26 protein-coding genes, 8 tRNA genes and 1 pseudogene are annotated in these 23809 nt (G+C 54.7%); 24 read left to right on the forward strand and 11 right to left on the reverse strand.

Annotation, left to right across the window (positions count from 1 at the left end; genetic code table 11):
* Nucleotides 1-48: 48 nt before the first annotated feature.
* Together QT397_10925 and recQ are read right to left on the reverse strand one after the other, a co-directional pair.
* A complete protein-coding gene (locus tag QT397_10925) occupies nucleotides 49-1560 on the reverse strand; it encodes a CoA-acylating methylmalonate-semialdehyde dehydrogenase (protein WNZ57828.1) in 1512 nt (503 codons plus the stop codon).
* Nucleotides 1561-1658: 98 nt separating this feature from the next.
* Nucleotides 1659-3463 (reverse strand): annotated as a pseudogene (recQ, locus tag QT397_10930) (DNA helicase RecQ).
* Between the two features lie 153 nt (nucleotides 3464-3616).
* Between recQ and QT397_10935 the strand changes: the two are divergent.
* Nucleotides 3617-4024: a hypothetical protein gene (locus QT397_10935; protein ID WNZ57829.1), complete on the forward strand. Its 408-nt coding sequence runs from the start codon at nucleotides 3617-3619 to the stop codon at nucleotides 4022-4024.
* A 3-nt stretch (nucleotides 4025-4027) separates the two neighbouring features.
* Here the strand turns inward: QT397_10935 and QT397_10940 are convergent, their stop codons facing one another.
* Nucleotides 4028-4840, reverse strand: coding sequence for a glutaminyl-peptide cyclotransferase (locus QT397_10940; GenBank protein ID WNZ57830.1), 813 nt, complete (start codon nucleotides 4838-4840; stop codon nucleotides 4028-4030).
* Between the two features lie 9 nt (nucleotides 4841-4849).
* On the opposite strand from QT397_10940, the gene QT397_10945 reads away from it, so the two are divergent.
* Nucleotides 4850-5485: a DUF502 domain-containing protein gene (locus QT397_10945; GenBank protein ID WNZ57831.1), complete on the forward strand. Its 636-nt coding sequence runs from the start codon at nucleotides 4850-4852 to the stop codon at nucleotides 5483-5485.
* Here QT397_10945 and mnmC read toward each other — a convergent pair.
* The 4 genes from mnmC to QT397_10965 form a co-directional block, all read right to left on the reverse strand.
* Nucleotides 5478-7466 (reverse strand): bifunctional tRNA (5-methylaminomethyl-2-thiouridine)(34)-methyltransferase MnmD/FAD-dependent 5-carboxymethylaminomethyl-2-thiouridine(34) oxidoreductase MnmC, encoded by a 1989-nt coding sequence (gene mnmC, locus QT397_10950; protein WNZ57832.1) that lies wholly within the window; start codon nucleotides 7464-7466, stop codon nucleotides 5478-5480. The two genes, QT397_10945 and mnmC, sit on opposite strands and share 8 nt — an antisense overlap.
* A 13-nt stretch (nucleotides 7467-7479) precedes the next feature.
* Nucleotides 7480-8019 carry a flavodoxin FldB gene (gene fldB, locus QT397_10955; protein ID WNZ57833.1) on the reverse strand — a complete coding sequence of 180 codons (540 nt, stop codon included), beginning with the start codon at nucleotides 8017-8019 and terminating at the stop codon, nucleotides 7480-7482.
* Between the two features lie 14 nt (nucleotides 8020-8033).
* Nucleotides 8034-8507, reverse strand: coding sequence for a tRNA (uridine(34)/cytosine(34)/5-carboxymethylaminomethyluridine(34)-2'-O)-methyltransferase TrmL (gene trmL, locus QT397_10960; GenBank protein WNZ57834.1), 474 nt, complete (start codon nucleotides 8505-8507; stop codon nucleotides 8034-8036).
* An 82-nt stretch (nucleotides 8508-8589) separates the two neighbouring features.
* A complete protein-coding gene (locus tag QT397_10965) occupies nucleotides 8590-9120 on the reverse strand; it encodes an ACT domain-containing protein (protein WNZ57835.1) in 531 nt (176 codons plus the stop codon).
* Nucleotides 9121-9212: 92 nt separating this feature from the next.
* Here QT397_10965 and QT397_10970 point away from each other — a divergent pair, with 92 nt between their 5' ends.
* The 4 genes from QT397_10970 to QT397_10985 all read left to right on the forward strand — a co-directional run bounded on the left by QT397_10970 (nucleotide 9213) and on the right by QT397_10985 (nucleotide 11304).
* The gene (locus QT397_10970) at nucleotides 9213-9557 is read left to right on the forward strand and encodes an MTH1187 family thiamine-binding protein (GenBank protein ID WNZ57836.1); all 345 of its coding nucleotides are present in this window, start codon (nucleotides 9213-9215) and stop codon (nucleotides 9555-9557) included.
* A gap of 16 nt (nucleotides 9558-9573) precedes the next feature.
* A complete protein-coding gene (locus QT397_10975) occupies nucleotides 9574-10386 on the forward strand; it encodes a methyltransferase (GenBank protein ID WNZ57837.1) in 813 nt (270 codons plus the stop codon).
* Nucleotides 10387-10448: 62 nt separating this feature from the next.
* Complete coding sequence (locus QT397_10980) at nucleotides 10449-10673, forward strand: YheU family protein (protein WNZ57838.1); 225 nt, start codon at nucleotides 10449-10451, stop codon at nucleotides 10671-10673.
* A complete protein-coding gene (locus QT397_10985) occupies nucleotides 10666-11304 on the forward strand; it encodes an alpha/beta hydrolase (protein WNZ57839.1) in 639 nt (212 codons plus the stop codon). Before QT397_10980 ends, QT397_10985 begins: the two co-directional genes overlap by 8 nt.
* Here QT397_10985 and QT397_10990 read toward each other — a convergent pair.
* Nucleotides 11279-11566 (reverse strand): antibiotic biosynthesis monooxygenase, encoded by a 288-nt coding sequence (locus tag QT397_10990; GenBank protein WNZ57840.1) that lies wholly within the window; start codon nucleotides 11564-11566, stop codon nucleotides 11279-11281. The two genes, QT397_10985 and QT397_10990, sit on opposite strands and share 26 nt — an antisense overlap.
* Nucleotides 11567-11684: 118 nt before the next feature.
* Here QT397_10990 and tusA point away from each other — a divergent pair, with 118 nt between their 5' ends.
* A complete protein-coding gene (tusA, locus tag QT397_10995; GenBank protein ID WNZ58535.1) occupies nucleotides 11685-11915 on the forward strand; it encodes a sulfurtransferase TusA in 231 nt (76 codons plus the stop codon).
* A 75-nt stretch (nucleotides 11916-11990) separates the two neighbouring features.
* Here tusA and QT397_11000 read toward each other — a convergent pair whose 3' ends face one another.
* On the reverse strand, nucleotides 11991-12677 hold the full coding sequence (locus QT397_11000) for a hypothetical protein (protein ID WNZ57841.1): 687 nt from the start codon (nucleotides 12675-12677) through the stop codon (nucleotides 11991-11993).
* A 421-nt stretch (nucleotides 12678-13098) separates the two neighbouring features.
* On the opposite strand from QT397_11000, the gene QT397_11005 reads away from it, so the two are divergent.
* From QT397_11005 to QT397_11025, 5 genes are read left to right on the forward strand one after another with little or no spacing between them, the layout of a single operon-like run.
* Nucleotides 13099-13554: an elongation factor P hydroxylase gene (locus tag QT397_11005; protein WNZ57842.1), complete on the forward strand. Its 456-nt coding sequence runs from the start codon at nucleotides 13099-13101 to the stop codon at nucleotides 13552-13554.
* Nucleotides 13551-14444: a 5'-3' exonuclease H3TH domain-containing protein gene (locus QT397_11010; GenBank protein WNZ57843.1), complete on the forward strand. Its 894-nt coding sequence runs from the start codon at nucleotides 13551-13553 to the stop codon at nucleotides 14442-14444. The genes QT397_11005 and QT397_11010 overlap by 4 nt, the downstream gene beginning before the upstream one ends.
* Nucleotides 14441-15562, forward strand: coding sequence for a 4-phosphoerythronate dehydrogenase (locus QT397_11015; protein WNZ57844.1), 1122 nt, complete (start codon nucleotides 14441-14443; stop codon nucleotides 15560-15562). The genes QT397_11010 and QT397_11015 overlap by 4 nt, the downstream gene beginning before the upstream one ends.
* Nucleotides 15553-16704 carry an ATP-NAD kinase family protein gene (locus QT397_11020; GenBank protein WNZ57845.1) on the forward strand — a complete coding sequence of 384 codons (1152 nt, stop codon included), beginning with the start codon at nucleotides 15553-15555 and terminating at the stop codon, nucleotides 16702-16704. The genes QT397_11015 and QT397_11020 overlap by 10 nt, the downstream gene beginning before the upstream one ends.
* A 3-nt stretch (nucleotides 16705-16707) precedes the next feature.
* The gene (locus tag QT397_11025) at nucleotides 16708-17649 is read left to right on the forward strand and encodes a class I SAM-dependent methyltransferase (GenBank protein WNZ57846.1); all 942 of its coding nucleotides are present in this window, start codon (nucleotides 16708-16710) and stop codon (nucleotides 17647-17649) included.
* 34 nt (nucleotides 17650-17683) lie between these two features.
* On the opposite strand, the gene QT397_11030 is transcribed toward QT397_11025, so the two are convergent.
* Nucleotides 17684-18085 carry a hypothetical protein gene (locus QT397_11030; protein ID WNZ57847.1) on the reverse strand — a complete coding sequence of 134 codons (402 nt, stop codon included), beginning with the start codon at nucleotides 18083-18085 and terminating at the stop codon, nucleotides 17684-17686.
* Complete coding sequence (locus QT397_11035; GenBank protein WNZ57848.1) at nucleotides 18085-19299, reverse strand: pyridoxal phosphate-dependent aminotransferase; 1215 nt, start codon at nucleotides 19297-19299, stop codon at nucleotides 18085-18087. Before QT397_11035 ends, QT397_11030 begins: the two co-directional genes overlap by 1 nt.
* A gap of 186 nt (nucleotides 19300-19485) precedes the next feature.
* On the opposite strand from QT397_11035, the gene msrB reads away from it, so the two are divergent.
* The 12 genes from msrB to QT397_11095 all read left to right on the forward strand — a co-directional run bounded on the left by msrB (nucleotide 19486) and on the right by QT397_11095 (nucleotide 23804).
* Nucleotides 19486-19902: a peptide-methionine (R)-S-oxide reductase MsrB gene (gene msrB, locus QT397_11040; protein WNZ57849.1), complete on the forward strand. Its 417-nt coding sequence runs from the start codon at nucleotides 19486-19488 to the stop codon at nucleotides 19900-19902.
* The gene (locus QT397_11045; protein WNZ57850.1) at nucleotides 19899-20675 is read left to right on the forward strand and encodes a DUF1499 domain-containing protein; all 777 of its coding nucleotides are present in this window, start codon (nucleotides 19899-19901) and stop codon (nucleotides 20673-20675) included. The genes msrB and QT397_11045 overlap by 4 nt, the downstream gene beginning before the upstream one ends.
* A 158-nt stretch (nucleotides 20676-20833) precedes the next feature.
* Nucleotides 20834-20909, forward strand: a tRNA-Glu gene (locus QT397_11050).
* 1 nt (nucleotide 20910) lies between these two features.
* A tRNA-Gly gene (locus QT397_11055) sits at nucleotides 20911-20986 on the forward strand.
* Between the two features lie 118 nt (nucleotides 20987-21104).
* Nucleotides 21105-21180, forward strand: a tRNA-Glu gene (locus QT397_11060).
* Nucleotides 21181-21213: 33 nt separating this feature from the next.
* A tRNA-Gly gene (locus QT397_11065) sits at nucleotides 21214-21289 on the forward strand.
* Nucleotides 21290-21407: 118 nt separating this feature from the next.
* Nucleotides 21408-21483 (forward strand) — tRNA-Glu (locus tag QT397_11070).
* Nucleotides 21484-21516: 33 nt separating this feature from the next.
* Nucleotides 21517-21592 (forward strand) — tRNA-Gly (locus tag QT397_11075).
* A 118-nt stretch (nucleotides 21593-21710) separates the two neighbouring features.
* Nucleotides 21711-21786: transfer RNA gene (locus QT397_11080), tRNA-Glu, on the forward strand.
* Nucleotides 21787-21819: 33 nt separating this feature from the next.
* A tRNA-Gly gene (locus QT397_11085) sits at nucleotides 21820-21895 on the forward strand.
* A gap of 203 nt (nucleotides 21896-22098) precedes the next feature.
* Nucleotides 22099-23034 carry an ABC transporter ATP-binding protein gene (locus QT397_11090; protein ID WNZ57851.1) on the forward strand — a complete coding sequence of 312 codons (936 nt, stop codon included), beginning with the start codon at nucleotides 22099-22101 and terminating at the stop codon, nucleotides 23032-23034.
* Nucleotides 23031-23804, forward strand: a complete 774-nt coding sequence (locus QT397_11095; GenBank protein WNZ57852.1) for an ABC transporter permease — start codon at nucleotides 23031-23033, stop codon at nucleotides 23802-23804. The genes QT397_11090 and QT397_11095 overlap by 4 nt, the downstream gene beginning before the upstream one ends.
* The last annotated feature ends 5 nt before the right edge of the window (nucleotides 23805-23809 follow it).

Below are 23809 nucleotides of genomic sequence, written 5' to 3' on the forward strand. Positions count from 1 at the left end.
CGGGCACTTTTTTTGAAGGGGAAACCTGAGGGGCTGCCACCCCAGTGCTTACTGATTTGAGGGGAAACTGAACTGAATACCTTCCCTCACCCCACTGGCAGGCCAGCGCTGGGTAATGGTTTTGCGCTTGGTGTAAAAACGCACTGAATCGGGGCCGTAGGCGTGGAGGTCGCCAAACAGTGAACGCTTCCAGCCACCAAAACTTTGGTGTGCTACCGGTACCGGCAGAGGTACGTTGATACCAACCATTCCAACTTTAATATTGTCGCTGAAATAGCGTGCGGCCTCACCGTCGCGAGTAAATAGACAGGTGCCGTTACCGTATTCATGAGCATCGATAATATCCATGGCCTCTTGCATGGTTTCGACACGCATCACACAGAGTACCGGGCCAAATATCTCCCCACTATGAATCGACATTTCCGGAGTGACTTGATCGAACAGACAGGCGCCCAGGTAATTACCATTTTCAAAACCGGAAACGGTTTGGTTGCGCCCATCTACAGCCAACTCGGCACCCTCTTCGATACCAGCGGCAATATAACTCTCCACTTTTTGTAAGTGTTGCCGGGTTACCAGTGGCCCCATATCGCTTTGGCTGTCCATACCATCGCCGATTTTCAGATCAGCAATTTGTACTTTGAGCTTCTCAACAAGGGCATCGGCGGTTTCATTACCTACCGCTACAGCGACAGAGATGGCCATACAGCGTTCACCACAGGAACCATAGGCTGCGCCCATTAGAGCAGCGGCAGCGTTGTCCAGGTCGGCATCGGGCATGATGATCGCATGGTTCTTGGCACCACCAAACGCTTGCACTCTTTTTCCATGGGCGGTGCCTGTGGTGTAGACATACTCTGCGATCGGAGTCGATCCCACAAAGCTCACCGCTTGGACACGTTTATCGGTGAGGAGTGTATCGACGGCCTCTTTACCGCCGTTAACTACATTTAGTACCCCTGTAGGGATGCCGGCTTCTATACCCAGCTCCGCGATAAACAGTGCAGAGGAGGGGGTGCGTTCGGAGGGTTTTAGTACAAAGGTATTGCCGCAGGCAATTGCCATGGGCCACATCCACAGGGGGACCATAGCGGGGAAGTTAAAGGGGGTTATGCCGGCACAAACACCCAGCGGTTGGAATTCGCTCCAGGAGTCTATTGCCGGCCCGACATTTTTACTGTGTTCGCCCTTTAGCATTTCCGGAGTAGAGCAAACGTACTCGATATTCTCGATGCCTCGCTGTAATTCCCCCATCGCATCGTCAAGGACTTTGCCGTGTTCCAGGGTAATCAGCTCACAAATCTTTGCGGCGTTGTCCTGCAGCAGGTCTCGCAGGCGGTACATAATTCGTACTCGCTTGGCCGTCGGAAGGTTTCGCCAAGCGGGGAAGGCCGCTTCAGCTGCGCTAATGGCCTCTTCAACAGTCGCTTTAGAGGCTAACGAAACCTGGGCGATCACTTCGTTGGTGGAGGGGTTGGTGACCTCTTGGAGTTCGGAGTTACCTGCGGCACCGGTGTCATTAACCATGTTGCCATTAATCAGGTGGCCGATTACTTTCATAGTTCTCTCTCAGTCGGGTTTATCAATTATTGTTCTACTGCTTTGCCCCTTTGTAACACAGCTCTGTGTTTTGGGGAAAAGCTCCCAACTGGTTGGAGTTATTCGTGTTTGGGAAAATCCCTGAGAACCGCCAAAAATGCATCGCCGAAGCGTTCGAGTTTACTGTCTCCAACGCCGGAGACCGCTAATAGCTCGCTGCGTGTTTGTGGGTGGGCTTGTACCATGCCGCGCAGGGTCGCATCGTGGAAGACGACATAAGGCGGCACGCCGCGCTCTTCAGCCAACTGTTTGCGACAGTTGCGCAGGGCTTCCCAAAGCACTTGGTTTTCTGGGCTTAGATCATCCAGGTTGTGATTGTCACGGCTCTGCGAGCGCGCCGCTTTCGGGGGAAGCTTTCGCAGGTTGAGAGTCTCCTCCCGTCGCAGCAGCGGGCGACAAATTTCAGTGAGCCTCAGCCCCTGGAACTCCCCCTCGACCTCCAGATAGCCGCGAACAATCAGCTGTCGCACGACTGCCCGCCATTCGGCTGCGCTCAGGTCTTTGCCGATGCCATGAGTGGAGAGCTGGTCGTGCTCGAATTTGCGGACTTTCTCGTTCTCGGAGCCGCGCAGTACATCGATCACGTGGCTGGCGCCGAAGCGCTGTCCGGTGCGATAGACACAGGAGAGTAGTTTTACCGCTGCCTCACTGGCATCCCAGGTGGCAGGCGGCTCCAGGCAGGTATCACAGTTGCCGCAGGGGTTGTCCAGTGGTTCCGCAAAATAGTCCAGTAGGGCCTGGCGGCGGCAGCTGGTGATTTCACACAGCCCGAGCATGGCATTCAGGCGGCTGCGCTCCTGGCGCTTGTGCTCTTCGCTGCCCTCTGAGGACTCCACCATCTGGCCGATCTTTACCACATCCTCAAGACCGTAGAGGAGTAAAGCAACTGAGGCCCCACCATCGCGGCCCGCACGGCCCGTTTCCTGATAGTAGGCTTCTATGCTTTTGGGCAGGTCCAGGTGAACAACGAAACGCACATCCGGCTTATCAATCCCCATACCAAATGCAATGGTGGCGACAACAATGACGCCGTCTTCACGCAGGAAGCGGCGCTGGTGCTCGGCGCGGGTCTCGGCGGGTAGTCCGGCGTGATAGGGCAGGGCAGTGAAGCCCTGCTGGGTCAACCATTCCGCAGTGTTCTCCACTTTGGCTCGGGACAGGCAGTAAATAACCCCGGCGTTGCCCTGGTGTCCATTCTGTAAGAATTGCAGCAGTTGGCGGCGCTGGTTGTCCTTGGGCTCAATGCGGTACTGGATATTGGGGCGGTCGAAGCTGCTGACAAAGTGGCGAGCCTCTTCCAAGTCCAAGCGGCGAGCAATTTCTGCACGGGTGCGCTTGTCTGCTGTTGCTGTCAGGGCAATACGGGGTACCCGGGGGAATTGCTCGTGCAGGCAGTTGAGTTGCAGATAGTCGGCGCGAAAGTCGTGCCCCCATTGGGAAACACAGTGGGCTTCATCAATGGCAAACAGCGACAGTTCTACCCGTTGCAGTAATGACAGGGTTCGTGGCTGTAGTAACCGCTCCGGGGCTAGATAGAGGAGATCCAGCTCACCGTGTAATAGCTGGCTTTCTATTGCCTGGATTTCGTCATAGGCCACTGATGAATTCAAGTAAGCGGCGCAGATGCCGGCTTCCTGAAGAGCTTCTACCTGGTCCTGCATCAGGGCAATCAGGGGGAGATTACAACTCCACACCCGGGGCGCGCCAGGGCGGGAATCTGGTAGCACAGGGATTTACCACCGCCGGTGGGCATTAATACCAGGGCATCATTGCCGGCTACCAGTGTGTCGATAACTGCTTTTTGAGGATCGCGGAAATCGGTATAGCCAAAAACGTGTTCGAGAATATGCTGTGGGGAATTCATGGGCGGGGAGTATACCTTGTGGCTCGACCGCGCGCGGTATGTTTATTGATGAGTATGCCGCTGAAATTGAATGAAATTGGCGGCTTTACGCCTGTGACATATTTCGCGGGTTATAATCCTACGCCATCACAGCGGCAAGCTAAGGATAGGGCTATGCGCACATTGATTTTGTCAACTGTGTTGTCGTTGACGGTTCCTGCCGGACTTCTGGGGTGCGCCTCCACCTCCCCACATAATCTGGTTCAATCTGTTGTTGCTGACACTCACCTGGGGTGGCAAACAGCACCGGAAAACCAACTGGCATTTTCCCTGGCGACCGCATCGGGTGTTGCCCAGGTTGAGCTACAGCCTTTGCCGGAAGAGTTCACAGTGGTCACTCTTGAGTTACCCGGCATGCAAAAAGTTGAAAATATTCAGTGGGAAAATGAAGAAGGGAAATTCACCACGCTGTATGACGGCGAGGCGAGTTTGGAAGGCGTCAGCCTACAGAGCAGGGGGCACGGCTATCGCTTGCAGTTGCAGTTGTCTGCGATGGACTATCTCCGGGATGGGGGGTGCTGACCGTTACGGATCAGCGTTAGAAACTCTACTGGTACGCTCAAAGCCCAGTCCTGCAGGGCGAATCAAATAGAGCTGTTTCCAGTACTTTCCAGTTATCCAGAGCCCATTTTTGGCTTTGTCCCAGGCGATCCCATTGGCCACGGTGTCAGGGTGATTTCTGCCGGCCGGATTGAGAGCGCTGAGATCGATAATGCCGCGCACCTGGCCACTCTCCGGATCGATGGCAATAATCTGTTTTTCTTGCCATATATTTGCCCAAATCAGGCCCTGGGCAAATTCCAATTCATTGAGTCTGGACCAATTTTTACCTCCGCCTTGAACTTTGAGGTGTCGCACTACCTCAAAAGTATCGGGATCGCGGAAAACCAGTTCGCCACTGCCATTACTCATAATCAGCTGCTGGCCATTACTGGTGAGGCCCCAGCCTTCGCCTCGATAGTGCATGACCTTCAAATGTTGGAGCTTGTCTGCGTGGTAGACATGGACCTCTCCCGCCTTGTAGGTCAGCAGGTAAAGTTTATCGTGGAGAACTGTGAGCCCTTCGGCGAAACGATTCCTGGCCAGCCATTTGCGTCTTACTGGATTGGCGCCAGGATCGGTATACTCGGCGAGCCAGGAGCGGCGGTAGCGACCACTGCTCTCCCACCAGCGTTGACCATCGTAGAAAAGCCCCTGGGTGAAATGGTCCCCTCCACGCTGGCGCTCTTCCAGGATGGAAAAAGGGATTGTTTGGAGTTGTGTCTCTGCAGCTGCACTTTGCAGCCACGGGGCGTAAAGCAATAACAGTATCCAGCTGTTCACGAGAAGTCGGTTCATCAATAGCCTATGACCAGAATTAAAACTTTTATCACTTTGACGCTGCTGGGTGGACTCGCAGTGGTGCTGCCTATAGCTATCTTTGTCCTGCTGTTTCAGTGGCTGTTCGGTCAAGTTAGTGATCTTGTAGCTCCCGCTGTGGTGTGGCTTGAGGCGCATACAGAATTTAAGAATACCCTTGCCAGGCTCGTGGTGATAGCCCTGATTCTCGGTGGTTGTTTCGCGATTGGTTTGTTGGTGAAAACCAGTGTTGGCAGCTGGCTGCACCGCCATGTGGATCACTGGTTGGGACGCCTGGCGCCGGGTTACAGCACCATCAAAGATGTGGTGATCCAGTTTATTGGTGGCGGTGGTGAAGGTGTGCTGGCGGGGCCGGTAGCCAAGGTCCGCATTCACGGCATTGATAATCCGCTCACAGTCACCGCAATTGTCACCTCTCAGCATCCCAATGGGGATATGACAGTCTATGTGCCTACAGCGCCGGTGCCTACCTCCGGGTTTGTGTTTCACGTACCGGCAGAGTGCGTAGAAATACTGCCCGGCGTGAGTGTTGAGGCGGCGATGAAGACGATCGTCGCCTGTGGTTCCGGCAGTGCCAATTTGCTGTCTTCAGAGAAGAAAGAGACTGGAGCCCCCTCTACTTGATATCCCGGTTTCTACCCAGATCGCGAATGGCAAAGCGAGCCGGGTGCAGTGCTTTGGCCAGGGTTGCGCTGACCGGAAGGGGCTCGTTGAGCATCCAGGCAGTCAGTACCTCGGCTGTTAGTGGTGCGTAGGTAAAGCCACGGGAACCCAAGCCTCCCATTACATAGAGGCCTTGCTGGTAGTCAGCCCGCTCGGGAACGTACTGCTTGCGATTCTTGCGCAGTGCGACATAGGTATCGTTGATAGAGTCCCAGTTGGGTAAGGGGCCGGCTAAGGGTAGGTAGTCGGGGGTCGCTGCGCGCAAAGCCGCTCGGCCAGTGAGAGACTGTTGTGAGAACTCATCTGCTATTTTCGGCAGTAGCTCTGCCAGGGTTTGTAGATTCTCGCTGTGCTCGCTAACTCGTAGGTCAGTAGCGGTCTCCTTAAGCTTAAAGGTGGCACCAAAGCTCTGACGCCCTTGATAGGCAGGAGTGATATAACCCTCACCGCACAAAGCCATTTGTAACTGCGAAGAATTTTCAGTGGCCGTTGCTCTGGACACCTGCCCGCGAATTGGCTTCAGGGGGAGGGCCGCCGCAGGGGCAAATTGGCGAATATCATTGGCACCGCACAGAACTACCGCATCAAATTGAAAGTCACTGCGGTCTGTTTTTACTGACCAGCCGCTCAATTCTCGCTCTAATTCTTTTACCAAGCTGTTGCTGTGCAGGTTGATATTTGGGTGCTGCAATAAAGTGGCGCAGACTTTGCGCGGTTCAATCCACCCGGCGTGAGGAAAGTGCAGTCCACCCACGGGTAGGTCCACGCCTGCCAGGGAGCTGGCCGCTCGGGCATCGACAGGTTCAGCCAATAGCTGCCCATCGCTCTCCGCCAGTGTGGCGGCAACCTGACTCTGTAATTGCTGTTCCCGCTCGTTTTGCGCCAATTGAAGCAGACCGCTGAAGTGGCTCACTTTAGAGCAGCGGCTGCGATAGTAGCGCTGGGCAAACATCAAAGCGTGGAGATTGAAGTCTCCGTTGGGGCCGGGCTTGGGAGATAACTTGGCGTATAGAATTCCCTGGTCATTCCCAGAGCCACCAGAGCCGGGTTCCTCACCCTGCTCAAATACCTGAACATCGATGCCGCGCTCTGCCAGTGCCCGGGCAATAGTGGCACTGGCTATTCCCGCGCCGACAATAGCGACGGTTTTAGGAGGCTTGCTTTCCTGGTGAGGTAGGTGCCACGGAGTTTCCCTGGTTTCGCTCACTTGTGGGCTCTCCAGAGTGCCACACAGCATCTCTCTTTTGCGCCCGAAGCCGGGAACCTTGCGCAGGGAAAAACCGGCATCGCGGAGTCCGCGCTTAACCAGCCCGGCACAAGTAAAGGTGGCGAAAGTGGCGCTGGGACTGCTCAGAGCGGCCATGTTGTTAAACAACTCCGGTGCCCACATATCCGGGTTCTTGGCTGGGGCAAAACCGTCCAGGAACCAAGCGTCTACCTGGTGATCGCTGTCCCTTTGCAGGCGCAAGCTGTTCAGGGCCTCACTTGCCTCCCCGATAATCAGGGTCAGGCTGACTGGGCCAAAGTGCAGCCGGTGAATGCCGGCGGCCAGCAGGGGAGGGTAGCTATCAATCAAAGGCTGAGCGAACGGGGCCAGTTGTGGCCAGAGATCCAGTGCCCTGCGCAGGTCGTTGGGACGCAGCGGGAACTTCTCGACCGAAATAAAGTGCAAGCGAGCACTTTCCGGGGCCGTTTTCTGCCAAAGCTCTGCGGCGGCGAGAAAGTTCAGGCCGGTGCCGAAGCCTGTCTCGGCAATGGTAAAGGTGCCGTTCTCAGCGAGCTGTTGCCAGCGTTCAGCCAGGGCATTTTGCTGCAGGAAAACGTAGCGGGTTTCCTCCAGGCCGGAGGCGCTGGAAAAATAGATATCGTCATAGGCGCGAGAGAGCGGCTGGCCGTCTTCACGCCATTCAATTTCTGCGTACTTCTTGTCCGGTTCGCTCACAATAAGACTTCCGTCAGCCCCCATCCTGCAAGCCAAACTCGCGCATTACCTGGTCGCACCAGCGCTGGATACGCTCTTCGCTCAGATCGAATTCGTTCTCCTCATCCAGGGCCAGCCCGACAAACTGGCTGCCATCGGCAGTTAGCCCCTTGGACTCTTCAAACTCGTAACCTTCTGCGGACCAATAGCCCACTGCACGGGCACCGCAGGCGAGGAGCTGTGAATGCAAATAGCCCAAGGCGTCCTGGAACCACTGGGGGTAGCCTTCCTGATCACCCAGACCAAACAGCGCGACCTTTTTCTCGTGCAGGTCCAGCGCGGCCAAGTCGTCCCAGATATTTTCCCAGTCCTCTTGCAGTTCGCCGTAGTCCCAGGTGGGGATACCGAACAAAAGGAAGTCGTAGTCTTCGGCGAGGGTAATATCCGCCTCTGCGATGTTGTGGATATCAATCCATTGAGGACCGATACACTGGCGGATCTTCTCCGCAGCCATTTCGGTATAGCAAGTGCTGGAACCGTAAAAGAGTCCGATTGGAGCTTGGGAACTTTGCATAACAGGTGAACTTCTTACTGCTGGGACACGGCGCCACTAAAATCCAATTGTCGCCAAGCCTCGTAGATAACAATGGCGGCGGCATTGGACAGGTTGATACTGCGGCTCTCGGCACGCATGGGGATACGCAAAGTGTTTTCGGCCCCTACTGCTTGCAGGAACTCTGCGGGCAGTCCCCGGGTCTCCGGGCCAAACACAATGGCGTCATCCGCCTGGAATTCGATCGCGGTATGGCTTTTGCTTCCCTTGGTGGAGAGCGCCAGCACCCTGGCGGGTTGTTCGCTATCGATAAAGGTCTGCCAGTCCTTGTGGCGCACCACGCGACTGTACTCGCTGTAGTCGAGGCCGGCGCGACGCAGGCGTTTGTCATCCATATCGAAACCCAAGGGCTCGATAAGGTGCAGCTCTGCCCCGGTATTGGCGCAAAGTCGAATAATATTGCCGGTATTTGGCGCTATTTCAGGTTGGTATAGAACAATCTTGAACATGAGGTGGCGTTTGCGCTGGAGAGACTTCTAGCTAGACCGGACAGCAGTGCCCGGCCCTGTACGGCTGCGGATTATTCCACAATTAGATGGGGGTGGCGATCTCCTCGCAATCGATCTCGACCCCGAGTTCATTGGCAATCTGGTCCAGATCGTCACGCAGGCCGTCGAGGTCTATGTCTTCGGCCACGCTGATGGTGCACTCGGCATTAAACAGGGGCTCACCGCTCCAGGGGGTGCTGCCGTAAGTGGTTTCCAGGTGCTCCATATTGATATGGTGAACGGTAAGTGCGCGCGAGATCTCGCGGACTATACCGGGACGGTCGTTGCCAACCAGTTTCAGCGTCAGCGTTTGCTGGGGTTTGGCGGATACTGCAATGGCATCTTCAATAACCAGGTTGTAGCCTGCGTTTGCCAGGGCTGATAACGCCTCTTTAAGTGTCTCGCTTTTATCTGCGGGCACCGCCACCCGCAGGATTCCGGCAAACTTCCCAGCGAAGTGGGCCATATGGCTGTCTTCCCAGTTGCCGCCGTTATCTGCGATAACTGCTGAAAGCTTTTCCACGACACCGGGCTTGTCATCAGAGATCATGGAGATAACGAGATGCTGTTGCATATAGGGTTCCTTTGCTTCACGAGAGACGTTGAGCTGACATTGTAATAGGATCTCGTCGAATAACTCTATCGGCCAATCTCAAAAGCGTTATTTTGAAACCAATATCCAAGTACTTTAACGAGGGACTGTTGATGAACGTGATTGCTGACTTATGTGTGATCCCTATCGGCGTTGGTGTTTCCGTCAGTAAATACGTTGCTGAGTGCGAGCGGGTGCTGGAGGAGGCGGGGCTTTCCTATCGCCTGCACGCATACGGTACCAATATCGAGGGGGACTGGGATAAGGTGATGGCGGCAGTTAAAGAGTGCCACGAGCGGGTGCATCAAATGGGCGCCGACCGAATCAGTTCCAGTCTGAAATTGGGAACTCGTATTGACCGCGAGCAATCTATGCAGGATAAGATCGACAGTGTGCAAATGAAGTTGGACCAACGATAACAACACAGGAAAAACTATGACGAGCAATTTTAAGAAATCCCTGGTGGCCCTGGCCGGTGCCCTGGCTTTGGCGGGCACAGCCCAGGCTGCAGATTTCTCTGCTGCCATTAAGGGGGATCATCGCAACAAGGATTATGTCGCCCGCGATCAGTACCGCAATCCAGCGGAGACCCTGAAGTTTATGGGGATCGAGCCGGATATGACGGTAGTGGAAATTACTCCGGGTGGCGGTTGGTACACCGAAATTCTGGGGCCCTACCTGAGTAAGGAAGGGACCTTATATGCGGCGCACTTCCCTGAGAATAGTGAGTCCGACTACTTCAAGCGCTCCCTGAAGAACTTCAAAGCGAAGCTGGCTGCCAATGATAAGGCCTACAAGAAAGTGATTGTGACTGAGTTTGCCCCGCAAACCGGTCGCGAGATTGCTCCGGCAGGCAGTGCCGATGCCGTAGTAACTTTCCGCAACGTACACAACTGGATGTATCGCGATTATGCCGATGAAGCTTTTGCCAGCTTTTTTGCCGCGCTGAAGCCCGGTGGTGTTCTGGGGATCGTTGAGCACCGTGCCAAGCCAGGTACCAGCCTGGAAGATATGGTGAAAAGTGGTTATGTCACCCAGGAGTATGTTATCGACCTGGCTAAAAAAGCGGGCTTTGAGTTCGAAGAGGCCAGCGAGGTAAATGCGAACCCCAAAGACACTGCTGACCACCCCAAAGGCGTATGGACCTTACCACCGGTAATGCGCTTGGGTGAAGAGGACCGTGAAAAGTATCTCGCTATCGGCGAGAGCGATCGTATGACCCTGCGCTTCCGCAAACCCAAGTCCTGATCGTTTTACAATATTCTGGGGGTGGCTATGGCTGCTCCCAGCCTACCTGAATTAGTCGCTGTATGATTATTCCCTTCGAACAACTAGATGCCGATACCCTGCAAAGTCTGCTGGAAGAGTACGCCACTCGCGAGGGCACCGAATACGGTGAGCGTGAAGTGGAACTGGTGGACAAAGTTGCCAGCCTGCGTCGCCAGCTGCAATCCGGCCAAGTGGTGATCTGGTTTGAGCCCGGTGAAGAAACTGTAAACTTGGTCCTGGCCGAGGACCTGCCCCCCGATGTCTGAATGGTTAATCGATAGCCCGAGTGAGCCCTGTGCGCGCTTTCTATTTGCCCATGGCGCCGGGGCACCGATGGACAGTGAGTTTATGCAGTTCCTGGCGCAGGGGTTGTGTGAGCAGGGTGTGGAAGTTGTCCGTTTTGAGTTTCCCTATATGGCGCAGCGGCGCACCGGGGGAAGTAAGCGGCCACCCAATACCATGCCCCAGCTACAAGAGTCTTTCCGCGAGCAAATCGTCCAGCTAGGCCCCGAGTTGCCCCTGTTTATCGGTGGTAAGTCCATGGGCGGGCGCGTGGCGAGTCTATTGGCGGATGAATACTGGGGGCAGAAGGCGATTGCCGGTGCCGTGTGCCTGGGATATCCGTTTCACCCCCAGGGCAAGCCGGAAAAGCTGCGTACCGAGCACTTGGTGGATATTCGTTGCCAGACCTTGGTGATTCAGGGAGATCGGGACCCATTAGGCAGTCGGGCTGAGGTAGAAGGCTACGGTTTGGCGAACACCATTGAGGTCGAGTGGCTGGAAGATGGCGATCACGACTTTAAACCCCGTCGCGCCAGCGGTTTTAACCAACTTCAGCATTGGCAATCCGCAGTAGAATTGGCCGCCCGGTTTATGCTGCGATCTCCAGGACAGTGATGCGCTCTTCCCGCACCATCAGTGGGTTGAGTAGGTTCATCTGCGCGCGGCGCTCCTGGCTGGTATACCAGTGTTGCCAATGGAGCTCAGATTGCCATTTGGAGAGTGTAAAGCGCCGCAGGGGATTGCCCTTCTCGATATAGGTCTGCCCCTCGATAAAACCTACGGTGCGGTAGGCGCAAGTGAGGATTTTGCGGGCGGCCTCTTCATAGCTGTCCTGCATTTCTGCCGCAATTTCCCGTTCTATTAACACATAGATCATTGTCAGCCCGAATTGCGTTAGCCCTATGAGGATTTTAGTGCGGGTGCAGGGGAATTACCGCGCGGGCCTCTTGCCCCTGGAGATGACGACGGCGGTAAAATTGCGCACAATGATACTTATGAAGTCAGATCACACCTTAGATGCCCGCGGCCTCCTGTGCCCGGAACCCGTCATGATGCTGCATTCAGCGGTGCGTAAAGTCGCCGATGGTGAAGTGTTGAAAATGGTTGCTAGCGACCCCTCCACTCAGCGGGATGTGCCCAAGTTCTGCCAATTTCTTGGATATGAGCTGGTACAGCACGCAGAGGAAAATGACGAATTCGTCTACTGGATTAAAAAAGCGGAATAGCGGGTCGCCGTTGCTCCAGCCCCCATGCCATTGGCGGGGGCTGGCACACTCCTGAATATTAAGACTCAACAGTCCCTAGGGAGCTGTCACCAGGGCAGCGATAGCGGCCAGGGCTTCGGGGTCCTCGGATTTAATTTTGTTAGCGATATGGTGTTGGAAAAAGTACCGGAATCCCTCGCTCTCCTGCGCGGGGTACAGGCAGTGATCCCCCGGTAAAACCGGAGTGGTTTCAACAATATCGTGGTCTATTAGCATGCCGTGAATATCCCCGTCGGCGTGCAACCTCCAGCTGACGACCTCAATCAGTGTCAGGTTCTCGCGCTGTTCATCCATAAACACAGCGTGGGTGCCGATGGTGTCGGGGATCTCCTGGAGTACTTCCTCAGCTTTATTGCTCTCGTATTCAAAGTATTCCGCCGCAGTCTCCAGCTCGACGATCTTGTGAATGGGGGGCTGATGGAAGATTTCCTCGATGCCGGGGTCATAGTAGCCCTCAAAGCGTCCGTCGAGAGGGTCCTTGATGTCGGGACAGGCCACTATGGTGTTTAACCAGGGAACGAGGCCTACGACCTCGCCATTTGCTTTGAGACCCCAGCATAAAACTTTCAGGCTATATAGATCTGTGCCGCTGGAGTTGTTGGAGTAGAGCATTTCCAAGCCGTCTAGCTCCGGCGAAAGACGAATAAAGCGCCTGTCCGCAGAAGTTTCGATGGGCTCGCCGGTGAAGAGGTCAACCACATTGTTGATACTGTGGTCTGTCATGGAACACCTCCTTGCAGGGCCGGTTGTATACCGTCTCCACGTCAGATGAAGGTGCGACAGCGAAATGCCCTACCTCTGAAGGAAGACTGGGGCAGGAGGGTGTTTGATTGCTTTAATTCCCTCCTCGGGGAGACGCTAGAAGGACACGCCCTCTGCGGCATCCCTGTTCCTAAAGGTATATGTTGATTTGCCGAAATACAACCAGCGCCTTTTGCGCCCCGCAAGCGCCTGCGCTTTGATCGGGGCGCAGGCGTTGATATAGTCCCCGCCTTTGAGGTATCCCGGAGAACGCCTTGCCTGTTGCAACCGCACAAATGGCTTCTGTTCCTACGAAACTGCCAATGGCTGATCGTATCGTCAGAGTCTTCGATCACTGTTTTTCAGACCCAAATGGGCTCAATACCCGACTTCGCGGGGGCTTTTGCGAGCCCTATTACCGGCCCAGGGGGAAGGTCAACCCTACCACCAGGTAGAGTTCACCCTGGACTATGCCGCCAGCGCTTTGCATGAAGTCGCGCACTGGTGTGTCGCCGGAGAGGCCCGGCGGCAATTGCCGGATTACGGTTACTGGTATGCGCCGGATGGTCGCAGTGCCGACCAGCAGGCTGAGTTCGAGCAGGTAGAGGTCAAGCCACAGGCCCTTGAATGGATCTTTGCACGGGCTTGCGGACTCAAGTTCCGCGTGAGCGCCGACAACCTGGAGAATGGATTGGGCGCCAGCGACCCGTTTAAAAAGGCCATCTGGCAGCAAGTTCTGGACTATTGTGATACCCGGCCCAACCCTCGGGCCTGTGCATTCGCCGAAGCCCTGATGAAGGAATTCGGCTGTCCCAATCCTTTTGATCGGGGCAGCTACCAATTGGCGGATCTCTCTTGAATAGTTATCTCATAGACGCATCGGTATATATTTTTCGCTACTACTTTGCGCTGCCGCCCAACTGGGAAAGTCGCAGTGGCTACTCCACTGAAGCCGTTTACGGCTTTACTAACTTCCTGTTGGATATGTTGGCGCGACAACCGGGCTATATTGCCTGCGCCTTCGACGAATCATTGGGAAGCTGTTTTCGCAACGAGATTTACTCAGACTATAAGTGCAGTCGCGCACTGCCCGATGAAGCCCTGGCTTTCCAGCTGGCGGCGTGTCGGGAAATGGCTGAGGTACTGGGTATTGCCAGCTTTTCCAGTGAGCGCTACGAGGCCGATGACATACTGGCCACATTAACCCGGAAGCTGCACCGGCATAACCCAGTGGTCGTGAGTCGGGACAAGGATCTGGGGCAGCTGCTGGCTCGGGGTGCTGTATCCCTGTGGGATTTTGCCAACGACCGGCACCTGGATGGCGAAGGCGTACGGGAAAAGTTCGGTGTGCGCCCGGAACAGATTCCCGACTATCTGGCCCTGGTGGGAGATACTAGCGATGATATTCCCGGGATACCCGGCGTTGGCCCAAAGACAGCGGCACGCCTGTTAGAGACATTCGACACTATAGAAATGTTGCTGGAGCAGCTCGATGCCCTTGCCACAATGCCCATTCGCGGAGCCAAGGGATTGGTGGCCCGGATAGAGGAATACGAAGAGCAGCTGCACCTCGCCAAGCGCCTGACCAGTCTTGAGGAGCGGGTTCCCCTGGGGGTAAAGCTGGCAGATTTGCGCCCACAGCCGGTAGATGTCTATCTGGCCCGTGCCCTGGCGGAGGAATTTGGTATCGGCGGCCTGAGCAAGAAGATTGAACGCACCTTAGCGGGTGTTGATGGAGAACTTACATGACGGATAGCGCTGCACAGAGTGCGGGATTAAAAATTGTCGCCGATGAGAATATTCCTGCGTTGGAGGAGTATTTCGGTGATCTGGGAACGCTGGAGCGCTACCACGGCCGCACCTTGAGCCGAGAACAATTAATTGATGCGGATATTTTGTTGGTGCGCTCGGTAACCCAGGTTGATCAAAGCCTGCTGGAGGGGACCCGGGTGCGCTTTGTTGGCAGCTGCACCATAGGCACTGATCACCTGGATACCCAGTGGTTGGAACGCAATGAGATCTTCTGGAGCGCCGCGCCTGGCTGCAATGCCAACTCCGTGGTGGAGTATGTTTTCTGCATCCTGGCCGCACTGGAAATTGACTGGCATGGGCGCAGCTTCGGCATAGTGGGCTGCGGCAATGTGGGCGGATTATTGCAACAGCGCTTGCATGCCCTCGGGGTTTCCTGCGCAGTTTACGATCCCTGGCTACCGGAAAACCCGGATGCGAGTGAGCTGGCAAAGGTGCTGAGCCAGGATATTGTTTGCCTTCACGCACCGCTGGTTAAGGGCGGCACCTACCCCAGTTTCCATATGATTGGAGCAGAGCAGTTGCGCCAGCTCCGCGATGGCAGCGTCTTGATTAGCGCCGGCCGGGGTGGGGTGGTAGACAACCGGGCACTGTTGGCGGAAATCCAGCGGGGCAAGCGTTTTACTTCCGTACTGGACGTATGGGAAAACGAACCGGATATCGATACTGAATTATTGCAGCATGTTGATCTGGGGACACCGCATATTGCCGGTTACAGCCTGGATGGGAAGCTGGCCGGCACCCGTATGATTCGCGAGGCCTTGTGCCGGGAATTGGGTATTGCACCTATGTCTGCGGAATGTCAGCCGGCTGTTACATTTAAAGAGATCACGGGAGACTCAGCAGAAGAATTACTGTTGCAGATGTACAACCCTCGCGCGGACGATCGCCGCCTGCGCGCGGCTGCAGCAGGTGGTGTGTCGATGGGGAAGGCTTTTGATTTGCTGCGTAAAGAGTACCCCGAGCGCCTGGAGTTCAGTCACTACAAAACTTCAGCCCAGACTTTGGGTGACGAAGAGAAACGGCAACTGGAAGTGTTGGGGTTGGCGTGCAGTTAAGTAAACAAGTAAAAAAGCTTGGTTTAATTATTAACCCCTGGGCTGGCATTGGTGGCCCGGCGGGTCTCAAGGGGAGCGATGGTGCTGAAACGGTGCAACGCGCGCTGGACGCAGGTATCGAGCCCCAGGCAAATCAGCGTGCGGCGCTGGCCCTTGAGGAGTTAAAGCCCTATAAGGATGAGCTGGAAATCCTGTGCTTTGCCGGCGATATGGGGGCCAGTACAGCGCGTAAACTCGGTTTTTCTGTCTGTGAAGTGGGCGTGGCCGAGTGCTCGCCATCCTCCCCGGAAGATACAGAGCGTGCAGCTGCCACTATCCGCAACAATGGTGCAGACCTCATTGTTTTTATTGGCGGTGACGGCACTGCGAGAAATATCGTCAATGCCCTGGGGGATAATTTCCCGGTACTCGGTATTCCCGCCGGAGTGAAAATGCATTCCGCCTGTTTTGCGATTTCCCCTAAAGCGGGTGGTGAGGTTTTGCGCCGTCTGATGGCTGGGCAACTGGTGGACCTCGCTGAGCGTGAAGTGCGGGATATTGATGAGCAGTCATTCCGCAGTGGGCGGGTAACCACGCGTTACTACGGCGAATTGCTGGTGCCCCAGGAAGGTCAGTTTTTACAGGCGGTAAAAAATGCCGGCCGCGAAGTGGAAGAGCTGGCAGTTGCGGATATCGCCGCAGAGATTACCGAAGACCTGGACCCGCAAACCCTGTATGTCGTTGGCCCAGGCTCTACTACGTTGGCAATCCTCAGCGAATTGGGCTGTGAGGGAACCCTGTTGGGGGTGGATTTATTATTGGATGGCCAGTTGTTGCAGTTGGATGTCAGTGCGCCGCAAATTGAACAGGCTATTGCCGATCACAGCGGGCCGGTAAAAATCATTCTCACCGCCATTGGTGGCCAGGGTCATTTAATTGGCCGGGGTAACCAACAATTGTCGGCCAATGTGCTGCGGCGCGTTGGGCGTGATAATTTAATCGTGGTTGCGACTAAAACAAAAATTACGGAATTGCATGGGCGCCCGCTATTAATCGATAGCGGTAACCCCAAGCTTGATAAACGGTGGAGTGGTTTTATTCGAGTGGTTACCGGCTACCGGGATGCCATTCTTTATCCACTGAGTAACGGGGATATTCAATAAGCGATGAGTGCAGATTGGCAGTTACTGCTGGAGCAGGTAGAAAATAAACTAGGACAAAATGTTGGCGACAGCCGCCGTTTTTTTCACGGCCGGGGTCGCAGCTATGAGGGGTTGGAGCAGGTCTGCGTCGACAGCTTTTTCCCCGCTTTGTTAGTAACTTTTTTTGAAAAATATGAAGGTGAAGTAGAGCTGTGTGAAAAACTCTGGCAAATGGCTGAGGCGCGAGGTTATCAAGGAGTTGCTGCACAGCGACGCTATCTCCCTGGGGCACCTTTACAGTGGCACTTTGGAGAGCCGGTAACAGACCCGGTCGCGCAGCGTGGAAACCTTAAATTCCCCCTCACGTTTGATCGACAAAATGTGGGTTTCTTCCTGGATATTGAGCCGGGCAGGGCCTGGCTTGAAGAGCAGGTGCGTGCAAGAGCTGGGCAGACGTCGGCAAAAATGCTCAATCTTTTCGCTTTCACCTGTGCCTTTTCTGCGGTCGCGCGAGCGGCAGGTGATATCGATATTGTAAATGTGGATGTCAATCGCGGTGTTTTAAATCGCGGACGGGAAAATCACGAGGTTAATGGGCTGTCGCTCAAAGGGGTTCAGTTCCTGCAATTCGATGCACTGCGTCAATTCAAGCGCTTCGACCGTCGCGGCCCCTTTGACCTGGGCATTGTCGACCCGCCGACGCGACAAAAAGGTCGCTTCGATGTCAGCCAGAATTATGAAAAGTTGCTGAGGCAGCTGCCCGCTTGTCTCGCCGCTGAGGCGGATCTTCTGATGGTGATCAACTCGCCCCGGCACAGCGAAGCCCAGTTTAGGGAGTTAATCCTCGGATCTGACAGCGGTTATGAAGTTGTAGCGCGGTTGGAGCAGAACCCGGATTTCCCTGATCGGGACCCGGATGCTGCCTTAAAAATGCTGCACGTTAAATATCGTCGCCAATCCCGGTAATGGCGATTGCCAATGCCGCGCATTAAGGAGCCTCTTACAGCGCGGCAAACTCCCGCATCAAGCGCTCCATCAGCGCCTGCAACTGGCCTGATGATCCCTCGCGCACAGCGCTGTTGAGCAACTGGGCGTTGCTCTGCCCGGACTCAGCTCCGGCATTAATCATTAGCAGGAAACCCTTGTGGGTTAATACTGCATCCTCCATCGCCTCCTGGCGCACTAGCTGGGAAAAGTTGATATAGCCACTCTGCTTAAGCCAGGTCATGGACCCCAGGCAGGCTAAATGGCGGGGGGAGTGCAGCCCGTACTCATCCGGTGAGTCGGGGCCGGAAATATCTTCCACGTAAACGGTTGCCGGTACCGGGAATTGATTAAACATGGCCAGCAGTACCCTGCCGGCATCCCGGTAAAAATCGTGAATATGTAAATCGTCCAGCATCAGCAGGAATATCGCTCCAAAAAGTCGCCCAGGCGTTCCATCGCATGCGATAAGTCGTCGGCACGGGGCAGGAAGACAATGCGCAGGTGGTCCGGTGCATCCCAGTGGAAGGCACTGCCTTGAGCCAGTAGTATTTTTTCCTGGCGCAGGAAATCCAGCACCAGCTGCTCGTCATTTTCGATCTTATGATGATCCAGATGCAGCTTGGGAAACAAGTAGATAGCACCGCTAGGTTTGACACAGCTCACACCGGGAATGTCATTGAGCATGCGGTGGGCCATATCTCGCTGTTGGCGCAGGCGCCCGCCGGGCAGGACCAAATCGTTAATACTCTGGTAGCCACCGAGAGCGGTTTGTACTGCGAACATGGCGGGTACATTGCCGCACAGGCGCATGGAAGCGAGTATTTCCATCCCTTGGATAAAACCCTTGGCTCGGTGTTTAGTGCCGCTGATAACCATCCAGCCAGAGCGGAAGCCGGCCAGGCGGTAGGACTTGGACAGGCCGTTAAAACTCAGGCAGAGCACGTCCGGGGCCAGTTTGGCCATCGGGGTAAATTCCGCATCGTCGTAGAGAATCTTGCTATAAATCTCATCGGCGAAGATCACCAGGTTGTGACTGCGGGCAACCTCGACAATATCCTCCAGTAGTTCCCGGGGATAAACGGCACCAGTGGGGTTATTGGGATTGATAACTACTATGCCCCGGGTTTTTGAGGTGATTTTTGCTTTGATATCCTCAATATCGGGCAGCCATCCGGACTCCTCGTCGCAGCGATAGAGAACCGGCTTGGCGCCGGTGAGGTTGGTGGCGGCCATCCACAGGGGGTAGTTGGGCATTGGCAACAGCATTTCGTCGCCATTGTTGAGAAGGGCTTGGGTGCTCATGGAGATTAATTCGGAGACGCCGTTGCCCAGGTAAATATCGTTAATCTCGACGCCCGGGATACCCAGGGTCTGGCACTCTTGCATAATGGCCTTGCGCGCAGCGAAGAGCCCTTTGGACTCGACGTAGCCCTGCGCCTCAGAGAGATTGTGAATGACGTCTTGGATAATCTCGTCGGGGGCGTTAAAACCGAAGGGGGCAGGGTTGCCAATATTCAGCTTGAGGATGCGGTGGCCTTCCTCTTCCATGCGCTGGGCCTGCTCCATCACGGGGCCGCGAATTTCGTAGCAGACGCCGTGCAGTTTTTCTGATTTATTGATGTCCTTCATGGTGACCTGGAAGCTCTATTGCAGAGCAGGAGCGGCCCAGGGCCGCGAGTTCAGTGCGCGAAAACCGGGTAATGTCCACCAGCGGTAGGTACCACTCCTGCGGGAAACCGGGAACCGATACATATAGGCATTGCGACAAGGCGGCGCCTGAACGGAAACCCCAATTGATTACGGAAACACTAGAGTATGTCAAAACAGATGGATGAGAACTACTGGCGGGATAAGCTTACAGATGAGGAGTTTGAGGTCTGCCGGGAAGGTGGGACAGAGGCGCCGTTTAGCGGCGAATATTGGGATGTTTTTGACGATGGCGTCTATCGTTGTCGTTGCTGTGGCGAGGTTTTATTCGGCTCGCAGTCAAAATTTGAGGGCGGTTGTGGTTGGCCCAGCTTTGATGCAGAGCATTATGAAGGTGCGGTGAAGGAGCTGCCTGACAGCAGCTACGGTATGCAGCGTGTAGAGATTCGCTGCAGTAAGTGCGATGCCCATCTCGGCCATGTATTCGACGATGGCCCCACCGATACGGGACTTCGCTACTGTGTGAACTCTCTATCGGTGAAGCTGGACCAGGGCAGTGATGAAACGGAGGATGACACTGAGTGACGGAATCACACTGGAGTAATTGGCTATTGCGGGTGCAGTGGATTCTGTTACTGCTGATCGTCCTTGCGGCTGCCGCCTTGCGTTACGGGTTGCTGCACTTCTCTGTGGTTTTCAAAATATTTGTGTTTTCTGGCGGTGCAGCCTTGGCAATTGCATTACTGAGCCTGTTTGTTTTTGTCTGGGGAGTGAGCAAGAGCAAGCCGTTGGTGCGCAGCAATGCTCTGTGGGCGGCGTTGCTCGGACTGCTGCCGGTGGCAATACCTCTGGTAACCGTAGGCAAGGGCAACTTCGATGTGCCAAGAATTCACGACATCAGTACCGATACCCGCAATCCCCCCCAGTATCAAGAGGTATTGAAGTTGCGCCAGAAAGGCGATAACAGTGCCGAATACGGTGGAGAGAAGGTGGCCGAATTGCAGCGGGAGGCGGATATATATGCCGATATAATGCCGTTGCACGTGGACTTCCCGATAGCTCGTACCACTGAGATCGCTGCTGAAGTGGCCGAAGACCTGGGCTGGAAAGTGGTTTCCTATGAGCCTCAGCGGGGCCACCTGGAGGCTGTAGCGAAAACACCGATCCTCGGTTTTACGGACGATATCGTTGTACGGGTCAGCGCTGACGTGGGTGGTGGCTCCAAAGTCGATGTGCGTTCCAGCTCCCGAGTCGGGGTCAGTGACTTGGGTACCAATGCGAAGCGTATCCGCCAATTTCTGGAAGAGTTGCACCTGCACGCACTGGTGCTCGAGGGAACCGGCACAGAGCGGTACTAGAATGCACTCCAGAAATGGCTGGGTTTTGTAAGTGTCTGACAACAAAAGAAAAAAATCAAAAAGAGTGTTGACAGGTTTAGCGGTGATCCATAGAATGCGCCCCACTTCTGACGCAGGGCTACACTCAAAGGTGGAGCGAAACGACAGAAGGTTTCTGGGTCCCCATCGTCTAGAGGCCTAGGACACCGCCCTTTCACGGCGGTAACAGGGGTTCGACTCCCCTTGGGGATGCCACGCGGGAATAGCTCAGTTGGTAGAGCGCAACCTTGCCAAGGTTGAGGTCGCCGGTTCGAACCCGGTTTCCCGCTCCAATTTTCCGCTTTGCGAGATGATCTCTAGTCAACTCGGAAAGCACGCCACCGAGAAATCAGTGGTATTGCCATGGACAGCATGGCAGCACCGGATCGAAAGGTCGAAGTGCAAGTTTCTGTCCCCATCGTCTAGAGGCCTAGGACACCGCCCTTTCACGGCGGTAACAGGGGTTCGACTCCCCTTGGGGATGCCAATACGACCCGGTAGCAATGCTACCAGGTCAATTGCGGGAATAGCTCAGTTGGTAGAGCGCAACCTTGCCAAGGTTGAGGTCGCCGGTTCGAACCCGGTTTCCCGCTCCAATTTTCTGCTTTGCGAGATGATCTCTAGTCAACTTGGAAAGCACGCCACCGAGAAATCAGTGGCATTGCCATGGACAGCATGGCAGCACCGGATCGAAAGGTCGAAGTGCAAGTTTCTGTCCCCATCGTCTAGAGGCCTAGGACACCGCCCTTTCACGGCGGTAACAGGGGTTCGACTCCCCTTGGGGATGCCAATACGACCCGGTAGCAATGCTACCGGGTCAATTGCGGGAATAGCTCAGTTGGTAGAGCGCAACCTTGCCAAGGTTGAGGTCGCCGGTTCGAACCCGGTTTCCCGCTCCAATTTTCTGCTTTGCGAGATGATCTCTAGTCAACTCGGAAAGCACGCCACCGAGAAATCAGTGGCATTGCCATGGACAGCATGGCAGCACCGGATCGAAAGGTCGAAGTGCAAGTTTCTGTCCCCATCGTCTAGAGGCCTAGGACACCGCCCTTTCACGGCGGTAACAGGGGTTCGACTCCCCTTGGGGATGCCAATACGACCCGGTAGCAATGCTACCAGGTCAATTGCGGGAATAGCTCAGTTGGTAGAGCGCAACCTTGCCAAGGTTGAGGTCGCCGGTTCGAACCCGGTTTCCCGCTCCAAAAATAAAAAGCCGCTCAATCGAGCGGCTTTTTGTTTTTCCGATATAGTAATTCTTATCTTCTGCACGGTTACTTTTGCCCGGGACTCCTGCAAGTTCCGGTTCATCCCACCAAGTGACGTGTATGAAAAACCCTAGCTCCCCTCAGGTTGAAATTATTCGGGCAAGCGCGTTGAATAACGCTCCCCACTATAGGAGTGCAAGATGAGCGCTGCGCTATCGATCCATAACTTACAGAAAACCTACGACAATGGTTTCCAGGCCCTGAAAGGCATCAGTTTTGACGTGCAGCCGGGAGACTTCTTTGCGCTGCTGGGTCCCAATGGGGCGGGGAAGTCCACCACCATCGGTATCATCTGTTCCCTGGTGCGCAAAAGCGGTGGTTCAGTGTCGATTTTTGGTGAGGATATCGATGTCGATTTTGCTGCGGCCAAGCGCCTGTTAGGTGTTGTGCCACAAGAATTTAACTTCAGCCAGTTTGAGAAAGTGTTCGACATTGTCGTTACCCAGGGCGGTTTTTACGGTATGCCGCGCAAACTGGCTGAAGAACGCACTGAGAAATACCTGAAGCAGTTGGGCCTGTGGGATAAGCGCGCTACCCAGGCGCGCATGCTCTCCGGTGGTATGAAACGCAGATTGATGATTGCCCGCGCGCTGATTCACGAGCCGAAATTACTGATTCTGGATGAACCCACAGCCGGAGTGGATATAGAACTGCGGCGTTCCATGTGGAGTTTCCTGGAAAAAATAAACCAGCAGGGCACCACAATTATTCTCACCACCCACTATCTGGAGGAAGCCGAGAGCCTCTGTCGCAATATAGCGATTATCGACAAGGGCGCTATTGTCGAGAATACTTCGATAAAGTCACTGCTGAAAACCCTGAACCGGGAAACCTTTATCCTGGATTGCGCAGAATTTCTCACTGAGTGCCCGGACTTGTCCGGTTATGAAGGGCGTTTGCGGGACAATCACTCACTGGAAGTCACTATTGAAAAGGGACAATCTCTGACCGAGGTATTTGCGTCATTGCAGCGGCAGGGCATCACAGTCACCAGTATGCGCAATCGCGCCAATCGCTTGGAGGAGTTGTTCCTGTCCATGTTGTCGGAAGAAAAAATGTCGGGGCTAGAAGAGTGAAGGGCAGATTAATCTGGATATCATTCAGCACTATTTACCGTCGGGAAGTCCGGCGCTTTATGCGTATATGGCCGCAGACCCTGGTGCCGCCGGTAATCACTATGTCACTGTACTTTGTGATCTTTGGCTCCCTGATTGGTCGGCGAATTGGTGATATGGGGGGCTATCCGTATATCGAGTTTGTTGTGCCGGGTTTGATCATGATGTCGGTGATTACCAACTCCTACGCCAACGTAGTTTCGTCTTTTTACAGCGCTAAATTTCAGCGCAGTGTGGAGGAGCTTCTGGTCTCGCCAACGCCGAATTGGGTGATTATGGCGGGCTATGTACTCGGTGGCGTGTCACGGGGATTAATGGTGGGGTTGATAGTGACTCTCGTAGCGATGTTTTTTACCTCACTGACGGTAGAGCACATCTTTGTCACGGTAGCGATTGTATTTTTGACGGCGGTGCTGTTTTCCCTGGCTGGGTTTATCAATGCTATTTTTGCCAATAGTTTTGATGCTATCTCTATTATTCCGACCTTTGTATTAACTCCCCTCACATACCTGGGAGGCGTGTTTTACTCTATCGACCTGCTGTCGCCTTTTTGGCAGGGGTTGTCGAAATTGAACCCCATTCTTTATATGGTGAACTCCTTCCGTTACGGCATTTTGGGTGTTTCCGATATTAATGTTGCCGGGGCATTTTTTGGCGTCCTGGTATTTATTACGCTTTTGGCATCCTGGGCCATTTATCTGATGAGCCACGGTAAGCGACTGAGACATTGAGAAAT

It is taken from the genome of Microbulbifer sp. MKSA007 (genome assembly GCA_032615215.1).
Classification (GTDB): Bacteria; Pseudomonadota; Gammaproteobacteria; order Pseudomonadales; family Cellvibrionaceae; genus Microbulbifer.

Coding starts and splice junctions, on each gene's coding strand:
- QT397_10985 (WNZ57839.1), top strand. CDS start 10,666: ATGTCTGAATGGTTAATCGATAGCCCGAGTGAGCCCTGTGCGCGCTTT.
- trmL (WNZ57834.1), bottom strand. CDS start 8,507: ATGTTCAAGATTGTTCTATACCAACCTGAAATAGCGCCAAATACCGGC.
- QT397_10935 (WNZ57829.1), top strand. CDS start 3,617: ATGCGCACATTGATTTTGTCAACTGTGTTGTCGTTGACGGTTCCTGCC.
- msrB (WNZ57849.1), top strand. CDS start 19,486: ATGTCAAAACAGATGGATGAGAACTACTGGCGGGATAAGCTTACAGAT.
- QT397_10925 (WNZ57828.1), bottom strand. CDS start 1,560: ATGAAAGTAATCGGCCACCTGATTAATGGCAACATGGTTAATGACACC.
- QT397_10940 (WNZ57830.1), bottom strand. CDS start 4,840: ATGAACCGACTTCTCGTGAACAGCTGGATACTGTTATTGCTTTACGCC.
- QT397_10975 (WNZ57837.1), top strand. CDS start 9,574: ATGACGAGCAATTTTAAGAAATCCCTGGTGGCCCTGGCCGGTGCCCTG.
- QT397_11015 (WNZ57844.1), top strand. CDS start 14,441: ATGACGGATAGCGCTGCACAGAGTGCGGGATTAAAAATTGTCGCCGAT.
- QT397_10945 (WNZ57831.1), top strand. CDS start 4,850: ATGACCAGAATTAAAACTTTTATCACTTTGACGCTGCTGGGTGGACTC.
- QT397_11035 (WNZ57848.1), bottom strand. CDS start 19,299: ATGAAGGACATCAATAAATCAGAAAAACTGCACGGCGTCTGCTACGAA.
- fldB (WNZ57833.1), bottom strand. CDS start 8,019: ATGCAAAGTTCCCAAGCTCCAATCGGACTCTTTTACGGTTCCAGCACT.
- QT397_10965 (WNZ57835.1), bottom strand. CDS start 9,120: ATGCAACAGCATCTCGTTATCTCCATGATCTCTGATGACAAGCCCGGT.
- QT397_10980 (WNZ57838.1), top strand. CDS start 10,449: ATGATTATTCCCTTCGAACAACTAGATGCCGATACCCTGCAAAGTCTG.
- QT397_11025 (WNZ57846.1), top strand. CDS start 16,708: ATGAGTGCAGATTGGCAGTTACTGCTGGAGCAGGTAGAAAATAAACTA.
- QT397_11090 (WNZ57851.1), top strand. CDS start 22,099: ATGAGCGCTGCGCTATCGATCCATAACTTACAGAAAACCTACGACAAT.
- tusA (WNZ58535.1), top strand. CDS start 11,685: ATGAAGTCAGATCACACCTTAGATGCCCGCGGCCTCCTGTGCCCGGAA.
- QT397_10990 (WNZ57840.1), bottom strand. CDS start 11,566: ATGATCTATGTGTTAATAGAACGGGAAATTGCGGCAGAAATGCAGGAC.
- QT397_11030 (WNZ57847.1), bottom strand. CDS start 18,085: ATGCTGGACGATTTACATATTCACGATTTTTACCGGGATGCCGGCAGG.
- QT397_11000 (WNZ57841.1), bottom strand. CDS start 12,677: ATGACAGACCACAGTATCAACAATGTGGTTGACCTCTTCACCGGCGAG.